17 protein-coding genes are annotated in these 17,187 nt (G+C 40.8%); 7 read left to right on the top strand and 10 right to left on the bottom strand.

Annotation, left to right across the window (positions count from 1 at the left end; genetic code table 11):
• Window positions 1–100: 100 nt before the first annotated feature.
• From Xenpb_RS14375 to yieE, 5 genes are all read right to left on the bottom strand, one after another.
• Window positions 101–889 (bottom strand): ABC transporter ATP-binding protein, encoded by a 789-nt coding sequence (locus tag Xenpb_RS14375; RefSeq protein ID WP_187654955.1) that lies wholly within the window; start codon window positions 887–889, stop codon window positions 101–103.
• Complete coding sequence (locus Xenpb_RS14370; protein ID WP_187654954.1) at window positions 886–1,971, bottom strand: iron ABC transporter permease; 1,086 nt, start codon at window positions 1,969–1,971, stop codon at window positions 886–888. Before Xenpb_RS14370 ends, Xenpb_RS14375 begins: the two co-directional genes overlap by 4 nt.
• A gap of 19 nt (window positions 1,972–1,990) precedes the next feature.
• Window positions 1,991–3,124, bottom strand: a complete 1,134-nt coding sequence (locus Xenpb_RS14365) for an ABC transporter substrate-binding protein (RefSeq protein WP_368666829.1) — start codon at window positions 3,122–3,124, stop codon at window positions 1,991–1,993.
• Between the two features lie 228 nt (window positions 3,125–3,352).
• Window positions 3,353–4,840: an amino acid permease gene (locus Xenpb_RS14360; RefSeq protein WP_187654952.1), complete on the bottom strand. Its 1,488-nt coding sequence runs from the start codon at window positions 4,838–4,840 to the stop codon at window positions 3,353–3,355.
• Between the two features lie 137 nt (window positions 4,841–4,977).
• Window positions 4,978–5,841: a DNA-binding transcriptional regulator YeiE gene (gene yieE, locus Xenpb_RS14355; protein WP_187654951.1), complete on the bottom strand. Its 864-nt coding sequence runs from the start codon at window positions 5,839–5,841 to the stop codon at window positions 4,978–4,980.
• A gap of 187 nt (window positions 5,842–6,028) precedes the next feature.
• Here yieE and Xenpb_RS14350 point away from each other — a divergent pair, with 187 nt between their 5' ends.
• On the top strand, window positions 6,029–7,111 hold the full coding sequence (locus Xenpb_RS14350; RefSeq protein WP_187654950.1) for a YeiH family protein: 1,083 nt from the start codon (window positions 6,029–6,031) through the stop codon (window positions 7,109–7,111).
• Between the two features lie 106 nt (window positions 7,112–7,217).
• Window positions 7,218–8,060 (top strand): deoxyribonuclease IV, encoded by an 843-nt coding sequence (nfo, locus tag Xenpb_RS14345; protein ID WP_187654949.1) that lies wholly within the window; start codon window positions 7,218–7,220, stop codon window positions 8,058–8,060.
• Here nfo and fruK read toward each other — a convergent pair whose 3' ends face one another.
• Window positions 8,061–8,999, bottom strand: a complete 939-nt coding sequence (gene fruK, locus Xenpb_RS14340) for a 1-phosphofructokinase (RefSeq protein ID WP_187654948.1) — start codon at window positions 8,997–8,999, stop codon at window positions 8,061–8,063. It lies immediately after the preceding gene.
• A 243-nt stretch (window positions 9,000–9,242) separates the two neighbouring features.
• Here fruK and Xenpb_RS14335 point away from each other — a divergent pair, with 243 nt between their 5' ends.
• The 3 genes from Xenpb_RS14335 to yeiP all read left to right on the top strand — a co-directional run bounded on the left by Xenpb_RS14335 (window position 9,243) and on the right by yeiP (window position 11,783).
• Window positions 9,243–9,662, top strand: coding sequence for an NUDIX domain-containing protein (locus Xenpb_RS14335; RefSeq protein ID WP_187654947.1), 420 nt, complete (start codon window positions 9,243–9,245; stop codon window positions 9,660–9,662).
• Window positions 9,663–9,835: 173 nt separating this feature from the next.
• The gene (gene mtr / locus Xenpb_RS14330; protein ID WP_187654946.1) at window positions 9,836–11,080 is read left to right on the top strand and encodes a tryptophan permease; all 1,245 of its coding nucleotides are present in this window, start codon (window positions 9,836–9,838) and stop codon (window positions 11,078–11,080) included.
• Window positions 11,081–11,210: 130 nt separating this feature from the next.
• Window positions 11,211–11,783, top strand: a complete 573-nt coding sequence (gene yeiP, locus Xenpb_RS14325) for an elongation factor P-like protein YeiP (protein WP_187654945.1) — start codon at window positions 11,211–11,213, stop codon at window positions 11,781–11,783.
• Window positions 11,784–11,861: 78 nt separating this feature from the next.
• Here yeiP and Xenpb_RS14320 read toward each other — a convergent pair whose 3' ends face one another.
• Window positions 11,862–12,173 (bottom strand): type 1 fimbrial protein, encoded by a 312-nt coding sequence (locus Xenpb_RS14320; RefSeq protein ID WP_187654944.1) that lies wholly within the window; start codon window positions 12,171–12,173, stop codon window positions 11,862–11,864.
• Between the two features lie 287 nt (window positions 12,174–12,460).
• The gene (locus Xenpb_RS14315) at window positions 12,461–12,778 is read right to left on the bottom strand and encodes a type 1 fimbrial protein (RefSeq protein WP_187654943.1); all 318 of its coding nucleotides are present in this window, start codon (window positions 12,776–12,778) and stop codon (window positions 12,461–12,463) included.
• Between the two features lie 462 nt (window positions 12,779–13,240).
• Here Xenpb_RS14315 and Xenpb_RS14310 point away from each other — a divergent pair, with 462 nt between their 5' ends.
• Together Xenpb_RS14310 and mepS are read left to right on the top strand one after the other, a co-directional pair.
• Window positions 13,241–13,945 (top strand): phosphatase PAP2 family protein, encoded by a 705-nt coding sequence (locus Xenpb_RS14310; protein WP_187654942.1) that lies wholly within the window; start codon window positions 13,241–13,243, stop codon window positions 13,943–13,945.
• A 347-nt stretch (window positions 13,946–14,292) separates the two neighbouring features.
• Window positions 14,293–14,880, top strand: coding sequence for a bifunctional murein DD-endopeptidase/murein LD-carboxypeptidase (gene mepS / locus Xenpb_RS14305; protein ID WP_187654941.1), 588 nt, complete (start codon window positions 14,293–14,295; stop codon window positions 14,878–14,880).
• A 105-nt stretch (window positions 14,881–14,985) separates the two neighbouring features.
• Here the strand turns inward: mepS and Xenpb_RS14300 are convergent, their stop codons facing one another.
• Both Xenpb_RS14300 and Xenpb_RS14295 read right to left on the bottom strand, forming a co-directional pair.
• Window positions 14,986–15,330: a YejG family protein gene (locus Xenpb_RS14300; protein WP_187654940.1), complete on the bottom strand. Its 345-nt coding sequence runs from the start codon at window positions 15,328–15,330 to the stop codon at window positions 14,986–14,988.
• Between the two features lie 656 nt (window positions 15,331–15,986).
• The gene (locus Xenpb_RS14295) at window positions 15,987–17,174 is read right to left on the bottom strand and encodes a Bcr/CflA family multidrug efflux MFS transporter (protein ID WP_187654939.1); all 1,188 of its coding nucleotides are present in this window, start codon (window positions 17,172–17,174) and stop codon (window positions 15,987–15,989) included.
• Window positions 17,175–17,187 lie beyond the last annotated feature (13 nt).

Here is a 17,187-nt window from a genome sequence, read left to right as displayed (position 1 = left end):
ACACTCGTAATACAGGGATAAATATTTATCCCTGTCAGTGTTATGTTTATTAAATTAATGACTTTTTAATTTAATAAAACAGTTTATATTTTTTATTATTCTAACTCGCCAATTCCGTCACTAAACCATCAATTAATACTTGTGGAACCCCCTGAGAACAACGCTCAATTCGGCCTTTGATACCATAAACCTCAGCCAAACTATCAGATGTGATAACCTGTTCAGGTGCACCTTCAGAAATTAATTGGCCTTTCTTTAGCATTAATACATGGTCTGCATGACGCAATGCAATATTTATATCGTGAACAACAACAACCGTAATAATATTACGACGTTTCGTTTCGCGTGCAACCAAATCCATGACGTGGTACTGGTAATTTAAATCCAGTGCACTTAATGGTTCATCAAGTAATAACAGAGCCGGATGGCGGATTAATGACTGAGCCAATCCAACCAATTGCTTCTGACCACCCGATAATTGATCCAAGTAGCTAAGAGCCAAATGATCGATACCGAGCTGGCGTAGTAGCTCCATGACTTCTTTCTCACACTGGCTATTGCTTATGCCACCTGATGCTCGCTGAGCAACAATCACAGATTCGAGTACGTGGAGATGAACGCCCGCTGGTAGCGATTGAGGCAAATACACCACGCTTTTTGCGCGTTGGGCAAAATTCATCTGCATCAAATCCTGCCCATCCAACAATAGTTCACCACTGGCTTTATTCAAACCCGCCAGGGCACGTAATAGCGTGGATTTTCCACAACCATTCGGCCCCAGCAATACGGTAATCTGACCACGCGGTAATGGCTTAACATCCAGATTCTGAATAACAGGATGTTTCGAATACCCCGTTATCAAACGATTTATTTTTAGCCCCTGACTCATACATTCCCCCTATGGCGTAAAACTATGCTAAGGAAGAAAGGCACACCAACTAACGATGTCACGATCCCCACCGGTATAATGACACCCGGGATCAAGTTCTTAGAGGCAATGGAGGCCATCGACAAAACCAATGCGCCAATTAATGCACTTGCAGGCAGAAAGAAACGATGATCTTCACCAAACATTATTCTGGCGATATGAGGTGCCACTAACCCGATAAAAGCAATTGGACCAACAAACGCAACCGCTAATGCAGTCAAGATACTAATACGCAGTAATGTTCCTAAACGAAGGCGGCTGATATTGATTCCAAAGCTGGTAGCACGATCTTCTCCCAGACGCAACGCGGTCAATTTCCAAGAGTTGCTCATTGAGATAGGCATAATAACGGAAAGGACCAGCATCATAACGCCCAATTTTTCCCACGTCGCTCTGGAAAGGCTCCCCATTGTCCAGAAGATCAAACCCTGCAAGGTATCTTCCGTGGCGATAAATTGCATCATAGAAACCAGCGCATTGAAGGTAAATACCATCGCAATACCGAACAATACAACACCGGAGGTTGCCACTCTGGTCCAGCGGGTAATGCCATCAAGCATCAACGCGGCCAGCAATGCAAAAAGAAAAGCATTTGCCGAGATGAACCACTGATCCGGAACGCCAGGAATACCAATTCCAAGCACAATCGCCAATGCCGCACCAAAAGAAGCGGCATTGGAAACACCTAAAGTAAACGGGCTGGCTAATGGGTTATTCAAGATTGTCTGCATTTCAGCACCGGCCAGCCCGAGAGACAGGCCAATCACTACCGCCATCAGAGCATAGGGTAATCGAATATCCCAAACAATCACCCGTGTTGCTGCGTTAACACTTTCCGGTGAAACCAGTGTTTGCCAAAGGGTTTGCAGTGATAACCCCGATGGCCCCATTGTAAAATCCAGTACAACAGAAGTGCCAATCACCAAAATGATGAACAATATCCATGCAACACGTCGACGCAGGATATGACGATAATGTGCTTTTATATCGCACTCATTCAATTTCTGTTTCACCATTGGCATAGGCTCGGTAGTGACGCTCATTTTTATTACCTGTTACTACTTATTTCTCACTAACCCAATACGTACCTGCTGGTTCAACAGCCAAGAATTTATTGTGAAGCTCTTTCAATGTTTGCTGTGGATCTAAGTCAGCAAATTTTTCAGGGTAGAACCATTTGGCAAAAATTTGCGTAACAACAACATTATAAGGAGAATTGTAGTAGTGGTGCCAAATAGCATAACTACGGCCTTCTTTCACTGCGGTTAACGTGTTGATGCCATTACGTTCAGTGATGGCTTTTAATCCAGCACGGGCAATATCTGCGGAAGTCTGAGCTCCCATTTTAATGCCCTCATCTTTATCACCCGGATCTTGTGCACCACTTGCAATATAGATATAAGGATCATCGGCAATCACTTTTTCCAGATTCATTGTACCCAATGGAGACGGCAATACATTTTTGGCGATGTTTTTGCCTCCAGCCAAGTCAATGAAATTCCCCATATTGCCGTTACCTGCCGTACCACAGCAATCTTCGCTGGAGCCAGCTCTTAACTCAATAAATACGGAAGGTTTCTCAGCTTCTGGTATACGATCAGTAATATCAGTCACCAGTTTCAGATTTTTTTCATAAAAATCGGCGTAAGCATTTGCTTGTTCTTCACGGTGCAGGATTTTGCCCAGCATACGGAGGCTAGGTAATGTGTTTTTCAAAGGATCATTGCGGAAATCGACAAAAACAACCGGAATACCCGCTTTTTCCAACTGTTTTACCAGTTCGCTGTTTTTTCCGGGACCATGCCCAGACAGGCCGAAAATAGCAACATCAGGATTCAATGTAAGTACTTTTTCAGAACTGACACTATCCTCGCTGGTATTACCAATCAGGGGAATGTTATCGATTTCAGGGAATTTAGCTTTATAGATGGCGTAAGTTTGTGGATCTAACTTGCGGAAATCACCTTGCCAGCCAGCAATGCGAGCCAGAGGTTTATCTCCTTCCAGCAGTGCAACAGAATGGAATAGACGACCTTCGCCCAACAAAATCCGATTGACTTTCTCAGGCACTTCCACAGTACGTCCAGCAACATCAGTGACTGTTTCAGCCCAAGATGCAAAACTTGCCATCATGGCAGAGCCTGCTATCAAACTGACACCCATACTTTTCACGACTGCTCGGAATACAAACTTCACTTTAGTTAGCCTCTTCATGCAACAATTGTGGCGCTAACAATAAAGCAAATAAGAATACTTATCAATGCGATTGATTCGGTGTATACCAAATTTACAGACTATATTTTTTCCTTAATCCCCTGAAAAATAAAAACTGCCGATTCTATCACAGAATAGGCAGCTCTCTTTCACATAAAAGTCATAATGTTGTAATCAATAAATATCAATCCATTGAATATTTATTCACAACTATTCTTTATTAGTATATTTGAATACTGGAAATTCCATCTCACTGTACTTAACAAAGCGAGTTTTCTTTTTCAATTTGTAACCAAACCAAATAATCAGAAATAGCGGAATGCCAATGTACGTTGCAATAACACCATACCAATCAATCTTATCTTGCAGAAACGCCTGATAGTTCTGCCCCAATGTGATTGCCAGACACAAAATAAAGGCAAAAATTGGCCCAATAGGGAAGAAACCGGAACGATATGGCAGATCATTCAGATCCAGCCCGCGCGCAACATAGCCTTTACGGAAACGGTAATGACTGATTGCAATTCCTAACCAAGCGATAAACCCGGTCATTCCTGAGGTATTCAATAACCACAGATAAACGGTTTGGTTGCCAAACATAGAGCTGAGGAAACACAATCCTGCCACCACCGTGGTTACATAAAGTGCATTACGTGGAACCCCACCTTTTGACAAATGACCAAAAATTTTCGGTGCCTTACCTTCTCTTGCGAGCGTGAACAACATTCGGGTAGAGGCATACATTCCTGAATTTCCTGCCGAAAGTACAGCAGTCAATATCACCGCATTCATTATGGCAGCGGCTGACAGCAATCCGGCATTTTGAAACACCAATGTGAATGGACTGACACTGATATCTTTCACTCCATTACGCAATAAGCTTGGATCAGTGTAAGGAATGATTAGACTGATGATCAAAATGGCGAACACATAAAACAGCAGGATACGCCAGAATACCTTACGAACAGCACGAGGAATATTTTTCGCCGGATCTTTAGATTCCCCTGCGGTGATTCCGATTAATTCTGTCCCCTGAAAGGAAAAGCCGACAATCATTGCTACGCCAATCATAGCAGCAAAACCGCCTGCAAATGGCGCATCATCAACGGCCCAATTATGCCAGCCAGCCCCCTCAGCACCTTTCATAATGCCGACGATCATCAGAATACCAACGATGATGAAAACAATAACCGTAGAAACTTTAATCAAGGAGAACCAATATTCTGCTTCACCAAAGCCTTTAACAGAAATAAAATTCAACAGAAAAATCAGGCCAAGGAACAATGCACTCCATACCCAGCCAGGAACATCACTGAACCAGTACCCCATAACCAATTGTGCAGCGACAAGGTCAACAGCAATTGTCACCGCCCAGTTATACCAGTAGTTCCAGCCCAATGCGAAGCCAAAACCTTCATCCACATATTTGGAGCCATAGGTTGAAAATGATCCCGAAACCGGCATGTACGCAGCCAATTCGCCTAAGCTGGTCATCAAGAAATAGACCATTAGGCCAATTAAGGCATAGGAAAGTAAAGCTCCACCCGGGCCAGCCTGAGAAATAGTTGCGCCTGAGGCAACAAATAATCCCGTACCAATTGATCCACCGATGGCAATCATTGCCATATGTCGTGCTTTTAATTCACGGCGCAGGTTTTTCGGAGCCTGATCCCGTGGCGTACACTGTTCTTGAGACATTCTATTCCTATATCATTAAAATAACTTTAATGTGGAATTGTAACAAATCCTCGTTTCCAGAATAGCAGCGATTCGTGGTTATAAGATACCTTCATAATCCATAACCAATTATAAGCTACACGATTATGCTCTTAACATTAGCGACAATAATTCAGTAACTTTTGCAGTGCATTGGACATATGTTTCTGGCGATGGTAAATCAAATACAGGTTGCGATTGAGGCTAAGTCCAGGGATTATGAGCTCTGTTAACGTCCCGTTTTTTAGTTGCTCTTGAACGACTTTCCGTGAAAGGCAACTGATCCCCATTCCATATTGAACCGCATGTTTGATGGCTTCCGAATTTCCCAACTCCATTGCGATATTGAACCGAGGAATTTGTGAGAATAAAAGATGATCTAACACTTCTCTGGTTCCTGATCCTTTTTCCCTCAATATCCAAGGTGCTGTAATCAAATCCTCAATAGTAAGATCACGCTGTAATAATGAACTTTCCGGCGAAGAAAAGATAATGAGCTCATCTTTCATCCACGGTTGAGTGATCAATTCAGGGTCATGGCACAAACCTTCAATCAATCCCAAGTCGACACGAAATTCTGCAACTGCCTTTATGACATCTTCAGTATTGCCGATATTCAATTCTAATGGTGTATCAGGGTAATCCTGACGATATTTCGCCAGCATTTCAGGTAACATATAGTTGCCAATCGTGCTACTGGCCGCTAACCGCAATGCCCCCAATTCAAGTTTGAAAAGCTGTTCCACTTCACCAGCCTGTTCAAGTAATGCTAATGCCTTAGGATAGAGTAAACGCCCATGTTCATTAGTCACCAGACGTTTCCCCACTCTATCAAACAGCCGTACTCCTAACTGTCCTTCGAGATCTGTCAGTGAAGCACTCACCGCAGATTGTGATAACGCCAACTGCTGAGAAGCCTGTGTCGTTGAACCACTTTTCAGAACTTCTGCAAAAATCTCCAGTTGTCTCAGAGTGATACGCATATGGCCTCACGGGAAGCAAATTAAGTTGAAAGGTAGTCTTGATTTTAGACAGTATTATGCAACTTAACAAAAGTCACCCGCAATTAACTACTTTTAGTAGTTATATATATAAAAATTATCAATTTTATTGATTTTAAGATTGGATATATGCTTATTCCCAAAACACATAAGCAATAGAGTAGCCCAAATGTCTGAAACTCAATTCGGTGAACCAGAAAAAAGCCACCAACACACTGCAATAAAATTAATTCCTGGATTCATATTAACCGCAATCCTGACTGCCTTCGCTATCTATATTGGTAATATTCCGTGGCTTATAAACATGGGGTTAGGCGTACTGACACTCGCTATTTTATTAGGAATTTGTGTCGGCAATACACTATATCCTTTTTTAAAACCCATTTGTGATAGTGGCGTTCATGTTGCCAAACATTATTTGTTGCGGGCAGGCATCATTCTTTACGGCTTTCGATTAACGTTCCAACAAATCACCGAAGTAGGCGCAACAGGAATACTGATTGATGTCATTATGCTGTCTTCAACTTTTTTTATCGCCTTATGGGTTGGACGCTCTTTTTTTCAGTTGGATAACCAAACCGTCATTCTGATAGGTGCCGGCAGCAGCATTTGTGGCGCTGCGGCTGTTATGGCAACAGAATCCGTTGTCAAAGCCGCTGCCAGCAAAGTCGCTGTGGCTGTATCTACTGTGGTAATTTTTGGTACGCTTGCAATCTTTATCTACCCGTGGTTTTATCAGCTCAATGCCCATTACCAGTGGTTTAACTTTTCTCAAGAAACATTTGGTATCTTTTCTGGTTCAACTGTTCATGAAGTCGCTCAAGTTGTCGCTATTGGGCATACATTAGGAAGCGATGCTGAAAATGCGGCCGTCATTAGCAAGATGATCCGAGTGATGTTGTTGGCACCATTCTTGTTGCTACTTTCTGGTTATATCAACCGCATGGAAACAGCACATTGCCAGACCGATCAGAAAAAATCCCCAATCACTATTCCGTGGTTTGCGGTGTTCTTTATTGCGACAGCAGGTTTTAATTCCTTTCATTTATTACCTGAATCCCTTGTTAACAATATCATTGCTATAGATACCGTCATGCTGGCAATGGCAATGGTTGCTTTGGGCTTAACCACGCATATCAGTGCTATTCGTCAGGCAGGAGTTAAGCCCATTTTATTGGCACTCATTTTGTTTATTTGGCTAATGGTGGGAGGGCTAATCATCAATCAAGGCATTCAGCATTTATTTAGCTAATCCAGCCTGAAGAGGATCTAACTCTCAGTTGAATTGACTGTTTCCGGCAAAATTGTATCAACGGAACAAACAATGCCATAATGACGAGAAAATAGGAGAAAAGAATATGAAATTTGTTGGAGCCCATGTGAGCGCTGCGGGTGGTGTTGATCAGGCGGTGATCCGAGCCCACGAATTAAAAGCAACAGCATTTGCCCTGTTCACGAAAAATCAGCGCCAGTGGCACGCCCCGCCGCTATCAACAGAAGTTATTGATAAATTTAAGGCAAACTGTGAACGTTATGGTTATGGCAACCGACAAATTCTTCCCCATGACAGCTACTTAATCAATCTTGGTCATCCTGAAACGGAAGCACTGGAAAAATCCCGTGCCGCTTTTCTTGATGAAATGCAACGCTGTGAGCAGTTAGGCATCGGTCTGCTCAACTTCCATCCGGGCAGCCATCTCAATAAAATTGACATAGATAAGTGCCTCGCTCGTATCGCAGAATCCATTAATATCACGTTAGACAAAACACAAGGCGTCATTGCTGTCATTGAGAATACCGCCGGACAAGGAACCAACCTTGGTTTTAAATTTGAACAACTCGCTGCAATTATTGACGGTGTTGAAGACAAAAGCCGGGTTGGTGTCTGTATTGATACCTGTCACGCTTTCGCTGCTGGCTATGATTTACGCACTGAAAAAGACTGCGATGAAACTTTTCAGGCATTCGATAAAATAGTCGGGTTCAAATATCTTAAAGCGATGCACTTGAACGATGCTAAAAGTGAATTTTCCAGCCGGGTTGACCGGCATCACAGTCTTGGCGAAGGTAATATCGGCAAAACGCCTTTCAGCTATATCATGAAAGATGATCGCTTCAATGGTATTCCCTTAGTACTCGAAACGATCAATCCAGATATTTGGGCTCAGGAAATTGCCTGGCTGAAATCCCAACAAAGCTGATTATCTGACTGAAGTCAGTTCAATCCTTGACATCATTGAAGCAAGTTCAGTACGGCTTCTAATTCCAACGTTCGACTGGCTGACCGTAAGTGCAGAAACTGCGGTTGCCAGACGCAACGTATGCTCACTGGATTCACGCATCAGCAAACCATAAACCAATCCACCCACCATGGAATCCCCTGCCCCAACAGTGCTGACCACCTCACAATGGGGTGGTTTTGCCAACCACGCGCCAGAGGAATTAACCCATAACGCGCCCTGCTCTCCCAATGATATGACGACATGGGCAATCCCTCTGTTACGTAACTCATGGGCAGCATCAATCACACTGTTTAAATCCGGCAGTGGCTTACCTGCCCAAATTTCCAATTCATGGCGATTAGGTTTTATCAGCCATGGCAATGCGTCAAGGCCCGCAACGAAAGCTTCACGGCTACTGTCAAAAATAACACAAGGGCAACACTGTCGTAGTTGTATCATCCAATCTGAAAACAACTCAGGCGTCACTCCCTCTGGCAAACTACCACTGACAACAACCATATCAAACTGCCCCAACCACGTGAGAGAATTACTGACAAATTGATTCCATTCTTCTGGCGTTACATGGAAACCGGAAAAATTAAAATCCGTCACTTCACCGTGTTTTTCTGTCAGTTTTACATTGATTCGCGTTCGCCCTGAAACCAAATGGAAGCGATTTACCATATCATTTTCGCTGAAAAACTGCTGAAACCCTTCCTGATTCTCCCGCCCCAAAAAACCGCTGACAGTAACATCAATCCCTAAGTCACGCAGTACCTTCGCAACATTGTTTCCTTTACCAGCAGCATTCAACCCCGCTGTCTGTACACGGTTAACGGTTCCCTTAGTAATATCTGGGCATAAACCAACTAAATCATAAGCTGGATTTAAGGTAATTGTGGCAACTCGGCGGCTCATCTTGCCCGGTTTCTCCTGAATAAGCAGTCATAAGTAACGTTAAGATTTATCTATGTATTTATATCATCAAAATTGAATCGTTTCAGTTAAAATTACGCCTTGATTGATCATTGTGTCACCGCGATCTAAAAGTAAAAATATGCTGCAATATGTTTTCTTATTAAGTAACAAAAGAAAACTGTTACAGATAGCTAAAAGCTATCTGAACCAGCGTCATTAGGTTCTATCCGGAGGAATATATCAGTGTCAGTTGTTGTCGGAGTAGGTGTTGTTATCGTTAACGATAAGGGTGAAGTTTTATTGGGAAAACGTACCAGCAAACATGCGCCATATTGGTCAATCTTTGGCGGGCATGTTGATCCTGGCGAAACGTTTGAAGACTGCGCTATTCGTGAAATTCAGGAAGAAATTAGTCTGACAATCCAAAGCCCCAAGGTTTATGGTATTTGCAATAATCTCGAAACTTATCATGAAGAAGGAAAACACACAGTTTCAGTCTGTTTGTTAGCACAGTATACCGGAGGTGAGCCTAAATTAATGGAACCAGAGAAATGTTCACAACTCATTTGGTGCGATCCTAATTATCTTCCTGAACCGCATTTTGAAGCCAGCCGCAATGCCATCAAGCTATGGCAAAAGGCACAATTCTACTCAGAAACTTAATATCCCTTAAGGCAGGTTCATTCAAATAACCTGCCTTACCTGAGTTATCGGCAAATGTATCCTAAATGCGACAACGTGACTTAATTAGTTTCCATAAATATTTATTTACACATATTATTCATTAATGTATCTTTGCGCTAGTACAAGGTAACACCATTCATCAGGGAGTCTCTATGACCATTGAGGTAACGCAAAATTTAAAACGCCCCTCCATATTTGGCGGCGCGATGATTATTGCCGGTACTGCTATCGGTGCTGGTATGTTTTCCATTCCTATCGTTACTTCAGGCGTGTGGTTTACAGGCTCAATCATTTTGCTGGTATATACCTGTGCATGCCTGTATTTTTCTAGCCTGATGATTATGGAAGCTAATCTGCATTATCCCGCTGGCTCCAGTTTCCATACGGTTACCCAAGATTTACTAGGCAATGGCTGGAGCATCCTGACAGGCTTATCCATCACTTTTGTGCTATATATCCTGACCTATGCTTATGTTTCAGCGGGGAGCTCAATTATTGTTCACAACATTGGGCATATTATCCCGATAACACAACCCGTAGCTGGCCTGATCTTCGCCTTTATCGTTGCTTTCATTGTCTGGTTATCCACGAAAGCTGTAGACCGTTTAAGCACTATCCTGATAGGTGGTATGGTAATCACCTTTATCATGTCTGTCGGTGGTATGTTTACTGAAGTAAAACCAGCTATTTTATTTGATCAAGCCAATACCGAAGCGAATTATTTGCCTTACGCTTTAGTCGCCCTGCCTTATCTACTCGCCTCATTTGGCTATCACGGTAATGTTCCCGGGCTTGTTAAGTACTATCACAAAGACAGTAAAGCTGTTGCTCGCAGCTTGTTATACGGAACATTAATAACATTAGTCATCTATATTTTGTGGCAGTACGTGATTCAGGGAAACATTCCCCGTGAAGCGTTCAAACAAATTATTGCGGATGGGGGCAATATTGGTAACTTACTGCAACAAATGGATAATACCTCCAACAATGTAACCGTAACCCAGTTCCTGAATGCCTTCTCATATATGGCACTGGCAAGTTCATTCTTAGGCGTATCGCTGGGGTTGTTTGATTATCTGGCCGACTTTTTTAAATTCGATGACAGTGGCAAAGGCCGTCTTAAGTCAGCATTAATTACATTTGTTCCGCCCACTGTACTGGCACTGATTTTCCCCAATGGTTTTTTGTACGCAATCGGCTTTGCTGGTCTGGCTGCAACCATCTGGGCAGTGATTATCCCTGCGTTAATGGTTCGAGCTAGTCGTAAGCGTTATCCAACATCTGGCTATCGAGTTCCGGGCGGTAATTTTCTGATAGTCTTTGTTATTCTGTTCGGCTTGATCAATGCGACAGCCCATATTCTCTCTTTGTTTAATTTGTTGCCTACTTATCGCTGATACCTTCCTTATTCCCCAGTATTTTTACTGGGGAATTCATTCAACTCTTGCCTAACAGACCGACTGCGAGTAATTTTGTCGCCACTTGAATATTCATTCCACTATTTCCTCGTTCTTATGGAAGGTATCTATGGCTAAAGCCAATGAAATTAAACGCGGTGCTGCAATCAGCTACAATGGAAAACTACTATTAGTCAAAGACATCGATATTCAGTCTCCTAGCGCACGCGGGGCCAGCACTTTGTATAAAATGCGTTTTACTGATATTCGTACTGGTCAGAAAGTGGAAGAGCGTTTCAAAGGTGATGACATTCTTGAAACCATCACATTAACTCGCCGTAGTGTAAGTTTTTCTTACATTGATGGTGATGAATATATCTTTATGGATGATGAAGATTTCACCCCCTATCACTTCAAGAAAGATCAAATCGAAGAAGAATTACTTTTCATTCCAGAAGAGGGTTTACCGGGAATGCAAGTCCTAACAATGGATGGACAATTACTGGCTCTTGAATTACCACAAACTGTTGATATGGTCATTGAAGAAACATCTCCGGGTATTAAAGGCGCATCAGCAAGTGCCAGAACTAAACCCGCCAAAATGAGTACAGGGTTGACTATTCAAGTTCCTGAGTATCTGAGTTCAGGCGAAAAAATCCGCATTCATATTGCAGAACGTCGTTATATGGGACGTTGTGATTAATCCTATACTCTTTAAATATGAGCTGCTCTCTTCGTCGAAATAATATTCGATAAAAAGAGCAACTCATTACCTATTAAATCAGAAATAATCCACATTAACGATTGCCACTCGTTTTTGGTTATCCGTCCACTTCACACTGGAAACACCAATATTCCCGGGAAGCATAACATTATTTGTTGTTTTCTTAGTTGAGATGATTTGCTTAACAGTGAGGTTTTTCCCTAACCGATAGCAAGAGATATTAGCTTGAATATTTGATACGACAACTTGACATCCTGGATCAACAATTGCACCTGAAAACCGAATTACTCCTCCATTAGATTCTGCATACCCATAAGAAAGCCATGAAACCAACAAACAGCTAATTAGCAATTTAAGATAATTTCGCATGGTCACCTCACTTTCGTTTTTCCATTAACTCAGACTCAACTACTTTTTATTCCTTCCTTTTCATCATAACTATTTCACATGAAAAAAATACGACATTGACACATTTTATTGATAAATATCAAAAGTGAATCTTTAACTAAAAAATAAAGTTAATGTCTTTATTAAATAATTTACAAAAATGTTATTAAAAATCGTTCATTGAACTAAATCACAAATAATTTCTGCAAATTTCATTTATATTATTTAAATAAAACAAACAAGATAATTATATTTATTACATATAACATTTAGTGATAAGTTATAGTAATAATGCCTAATTTCTTATTTTCTCCCACCCATCTGATTTCTTCTGTTCCGATATGTTTTCGAAGAGACAACAGAATCTTCTTATCCTGTTGATATTCAATTACTTTATCTTGAGTTATTTTTTCGCCATTATACCAACAAACCATTTCAGTATGTTCTTCATCCCAACTAAATTGGCATGGAGGATCGACGATAGCACCTTGAAAATGAATAGTTCCAGAATTTGAAGTTGACGGAGAATGAGCCATTGCAGGATAAGATAGGGACATAAACAAAAAAGTCGTCATTTTTCGTAACATAAGCAGTCAATCTCCACTACAGGTATTATTATCTTTTTTCAATTTTAGCCCCGCGCTAATTTTAAACCAGATAATAGCGTAACACTCTGCTGTCTATATAACGGCAAATGGAAAAATTTCTTTATACCTTTTATTTATTCAGCCCGCAATTCAACAGAATATTCCAATAAGTTTGGATATGAAGGAGTCAATTCTTGGTTATTTAATAATAGTCAGGTATCAATGTCGCATCAAATATATATTATCGGTACTGAAATTGGGATTTAGCTATTTTTCCGATATCATTGAACCATTTCCATATTAATGAGAAAAAATTAACCGATTAACTTTAAAAATATGCTGATATAACCATACGTTAACAATTACATCCCACAGCGATTACCCTTTTCTGGAAAGTTTGTTATAGTGCCCCCCTTGTTAATTTGTCTACTAAAACCATTTTACGTGTTAGATAGGTACTTCATGACTCGCAGTCGCCCACTCGCTATACTTATGCTTAATATCCTTGGCATCTCCCTGTTTCTCTCATGGTACTTACCTGAGAACCACGGCTTTTGGTTTCACATTGATTCTTCTATTTTTTATTTTTTTAATGAGAAACTGCTGCCAAACTCAAAATTTACCCTATTTGTAGCAATCGCCAATGTCAGAGCATTTGATGTGATCTCGCTACTTTTTATGGGAATGCTTTATTACAGTGCATTTCGCAAACAAGATTATGCGGGTAAACGCCGACTTTTCATGATTGGCCTCGTCATGCTCATCTCCGCTGTCATCATTAATCAGATAGGTCACCAGATACCTGTCACTCGTCCAAGCCCAACATTGACATTTGAAAACGTCAACCGTATAGACAGTATGACAAGTTGGCATACAAAAGATGCCTCAAAAGACAGTTTCCCTGGCGATCATGGCCTGATGCTATTGATTTTCAGCAGCTTTATTCTACGTTATGTCTCCCGCGGCGCATTTTTTATTGCCCTGCTGATTATGATCACTTTCGCCCTTCCTCGCATTATGGCAGGCGCTCACTGGTTTACAGATGTTGCCGTAGGCTCCCTGTCTCTGACGCTGGTCGGCATGAGTTGGGTATTACTGACGCCACTGAGTGACAACATAGCAGAATGGCTGGATAAGAAATTACCGCATATCAGACAGACAAATTAAGGCCATAATATTGAGGAGATATCAGCTATCTCCTCAATTACCATAAAATTTTCACCATACCAGTATAAAATAACAACAAGCCATTCTAACCTCTTAGTTAGTAATCTAATTTTTTGTAAATACCTCTTTTTGTCTCTCGCTTTTTACTAATGAATTAAGTAATCTTCCCTGCGTCCTGTTTGTTAAAATAATGCGTTTTGTAAAGAAACTAATAAAATGTGTTGCTTCACACACTTTAGGGACAGAAAATTTGTTAATTCATCATACTCTTACTAGGCTTTAAAACGTTTAGTGTTTTTATGGTGGTAATAAATCAGATTTAAGGGCTGCAAGGGAAAATTAATATAATGGTCAAATCTCAACCAATACTGAGATATATATTGCGGTTGATACCCGCAATTCTGGCGGCAGTGGCACTAACCGCATGTAGTTCACCAGATTCCAAACTACGTAATAAGCATACTGAGACGCATGCAGTAAACTCTCAAAAGCATTTCTTACTGCAACCATCTCAGGATGAATTTGAAACTTTAGTTAACAACTTAGGTATTAAATCCAAGTTACTTAATCAATATGCAGACTGGAAAGGGGTTGCTTATCGGTTAGGCGGGAATACAAAACGCGGCATTGACTGTTCTGCTTTTGTACAGCGTACTTTTCACGATCAATTCGGCATGGATTTACCACGTTCAACATCAGAACAACAGCGTATAGGTCAAACCGTTAGCCGTTCTAAATTACGTGCAGGTGATTTAGTACTGTTCAAGACTGGCCGTTATATGCGTCACGTTGGTATTTACATCGGCAATAATCAATTTGTGCATGCTTCAACCAGTAGTGGGGTTATCGTCTCTAAGTTGACTGATAACTATTGGAATAAACGATACTATGGTGCAAGGCGAGTACTATCAGATGATACAAAGGCCACAATATAACCCATCATTAAGTCGGGCATAAGGCCGTATTATTCAAAAAATTCCCTTGCAAGCAATAAAAAACGCTTCCTGAATAGAAGCGTTTTTTATTGATGGGTAAAAAAATTATAGCGGATATAACGCCGTTATGTTTTCCGCAATTGCAGCTCCTAACGTCTTAAGACGACATATCACTGCACTTTCGTCTTCCTTAGCAAAAAACAAACATGGCTCCCCTTCCCATTCAATCACTGCACTTAGTATCTGCATATCAGCGATAGACTGATTTATAGTACGCAAAATCTCCTGTGCTTTTTCGCCTTCATGGCTTAACAACTTCAGCCCCGTCAGGCTGTTCCCTATATCTGTTTCTTCTGCTGGTAAAATTTCAACTTTTGTACCAACAAACCCAGATGACCACCGATAACTTTGCGGCAGTCTGTGTACTACCGAAAGTTGGATATTATTCACGTATTATTCCTATCAGAAACAACATTAATACATCTAACCACCAGATGTCGGTTATCGACTCGTCAAAACCGAATAACCACCCAACAGAAAAGTAAAAAAAAGGTTAAAATGAAAACCACATTATCGCACTTACTTCCCTTTTCATCCTGAAAAAGTGCGATCAAACTCGCATTTTGTATATATTTATACTGTTTAAGTAAATAATTCAACTTATTTTCACGCAATATGGCAACTTTTTATTCAAGATTCATTTACATATTTGCTTTCTTTAGACTTCACCTAACGCCAGAAAAAGATTAATTTTGTTTTTTTACAATAGGTTAATTAATAACGACACCATTATCATTTGTAGTTATGAAACCAATCATAAAAAGTTAACAAAAAGCCAACACATTAATACTATCTGAACATAACGAAATTAATAATTTTCTACATTTATTTGATGATCATTCGGTATTTCCTGTCTATCAATGCAGTCAATCGCCTCTTTGCGCATTCAAGGAATTTTAGGAGGGAAAATGCAAACTTAGCTCTAAATACATAGAAAAAAATCTTAAGAAAATCTATATGTTCTTATACCTAAGAGTGAAGAAGAGATAATAAACAGAAGTGATAACACAAGGCCATCCCATACAAAGAGACAGCCTTTTAGTTTTTTATTTTTGTGCCTTACGTACTTGGATAATAAGCAGCATTCCCAATGTCGCACATAACACCATTGCTCCTACCATCGGCCAAGCACTTTCTCCTGGCATAAAAGACAAAGTGGCCCCCACCAATGCAGCAATACTAAAACGGATTGTTCCTGCCAGTGAAGAAACGGTTCCGGCCATATGCGGGTAATCATCTAACACAACAGCCATTGTGTTAGATGTGATCATAGAAATTCCACTGATATAAATAGCAACGCCTATGACTAAAGAAATAAATCCCAGATCAAACAGGGTACTAAACAATAACCACAGCCCCATGACAAATTGGACGAGCAACCCAATGTGCAACATTTTCAATGCACCGTATCTACGAACACACTGGCTATTAATAGTTGTCATAATGAACAGAAAAATAATGTTCAGCCCAAAATAGTAACCAAAATTCTGTTCAGACACGCCATTTAATTTAATGTAAACAAATGGCCCGACACTCAGGAAAGAGAACATACCGGCAAAGGAAAAACCACTGGCTAAGATATAACACAATACCTGACGTTGCCGGAACAGCATAATAAACTGCATTAGCGTGTTTTTTAAATTAAAGCGCTGCCTTTTTTCCTTCGGCAATGTTTCCTTAATAAAGAAAGTGACCAAAACCGCAGAGACTACCGCTGCAATAGCGATTGACCAAAAAATGGCATGCCAATTGAACCATATCAGCATCATCCCACCTAACATGGGAGCTAATAAAGGTGCAATAACCATCACTAAGGTGACAAAAGACATGCTGCGGGAAAATTCATCTTTTGTGAACATATCACGCATCAGGGCATTGATTACAACACCGGCAGCGGCAGCAGAAAAACCATGCAAGAAACGCATGGAAATAAAGGTGTGAATATCTTGGGCTAAAGCACACGCGGCAGAAGATATAGCAAAAACAATAACTCCCCCTAAAATGACAGGCTTACGCCCCAAACTATCCGCCATTGGCCCATAAAACATTTGACCGATGGCAAAACCCAGAATATAGCTATTCTGCGTCATCTGAACCAAACCATCACTGACACCAAAATTTTCAGCGATCGTTGGCATACTTGGCAAATACATATCAATTGCCAATGGCATTAGCATAGAAAGCAAGCCAAGGATCATGACTAATCCCAAATAGGATACTCGCTGTTGTTGCACGCAGTTACTCCTG

Source organism: Xenorhabdus sp. PB62.4 (genome assembly GCF_014467285.1).
Taxonomy (GTDB): domain Bacteria; phylum Pseudomonadota; class Gammaproteobacteria; order Enterobacterales; family Enterobacteriaceae; genus Xenorhabdus.
This window is presented reverse-complemented; position numbering and strand designations above follow the sequence as displayed.

Bases quoted from the DNA above. Each gene is read 5' to 3' on its own strand.
- Xenpb_RS14375 (WP_187654955.1), bottom strand. From the start codon at position 889: ATGAGTCAGGGGCTAAAAATAAATCGTTTGATAACGGGGTATTCGAAA.
- Xenpb_RS14320 (WP_187654944.1), bottom strand. From the start codon at position 12,173: ATGCGAAATTATCTTAAATTGCTAATTAGCTGTTTGTTGGTTTCATGG.
- fruK (WP_187654948.1), bottom strand. From the start codon at position 8,999: ATGAGCCGCCGAGTTGCCACAATTACCTTAAATCCAGCTTATGATTTA.
- yieE (WP_187654951.1), bottom strand. From the start codon at position 5,841: ATGCGTATCACTCTGAGACAACTGGAGATTTTTGCAGAAGTTCTGAAA.
- Xenpb_RS14310 (WP_187654942.1), top strand. From the start codon at position 13,241: ATGACTCGCAGTCGCCCACTCGCTATACTTATGCTTAATATCCTTGGC.
- Xenpb_RS14350 (WP_187654950.1), top strand. From the start codon at position 6,029: ATGTCTGAAACTCAATTCGGTGAACCAGAAAAAAGCCACCAACACACT.
- Xenpb_RS14315 (WP_187654943.1), bottom strand. From the start codon at position 12,778: ATGTTACGAAAAATGACGACTTTTTTGTTTATGTCCCTATCTTATCCT.
- yeiP (WP_187654945.1), top strand. From the start codon at position 11,211: ATGGCTAAAGCCAATGAAATTAAACGCGGTGCTGCAATCAGCTACAAT.
- nfo (WP_187654949.1), top strand. From the start codon at position 7,218: ATGAAATTTGTTGGAGCCCATGTGAGCGCTGCGGGTGGTGTTGATCAG.
- Xenpb_RS14370 (WP_187654954.1), bottom strand. From the start codon at position 1,971: ATGAGCGTCACTACCGAGCCTATGCCAATGGTGAAACAGAAATTGAAT.
- mepS (WP_187654941.1), top strand. From the start codon at position 14,293: ATGGTCAAATCTCAACCAATACTGAGATATATATTGCGGTTGATACCC.
- mtr (WP_187654946.1), top strand. From the start codon at position 9,836: ATGACCATTGAGGTAACGCAAAATTTAAAACGCCCCTCCATATTTGGC.
- Xenpb_RS14360 (WP_187654952.1), bottom strand. From the start codon at position 4,840: ATGTCTCAAGAACAGTGTACGCCACGGGATCAGGCTCCGAAAAACCTG.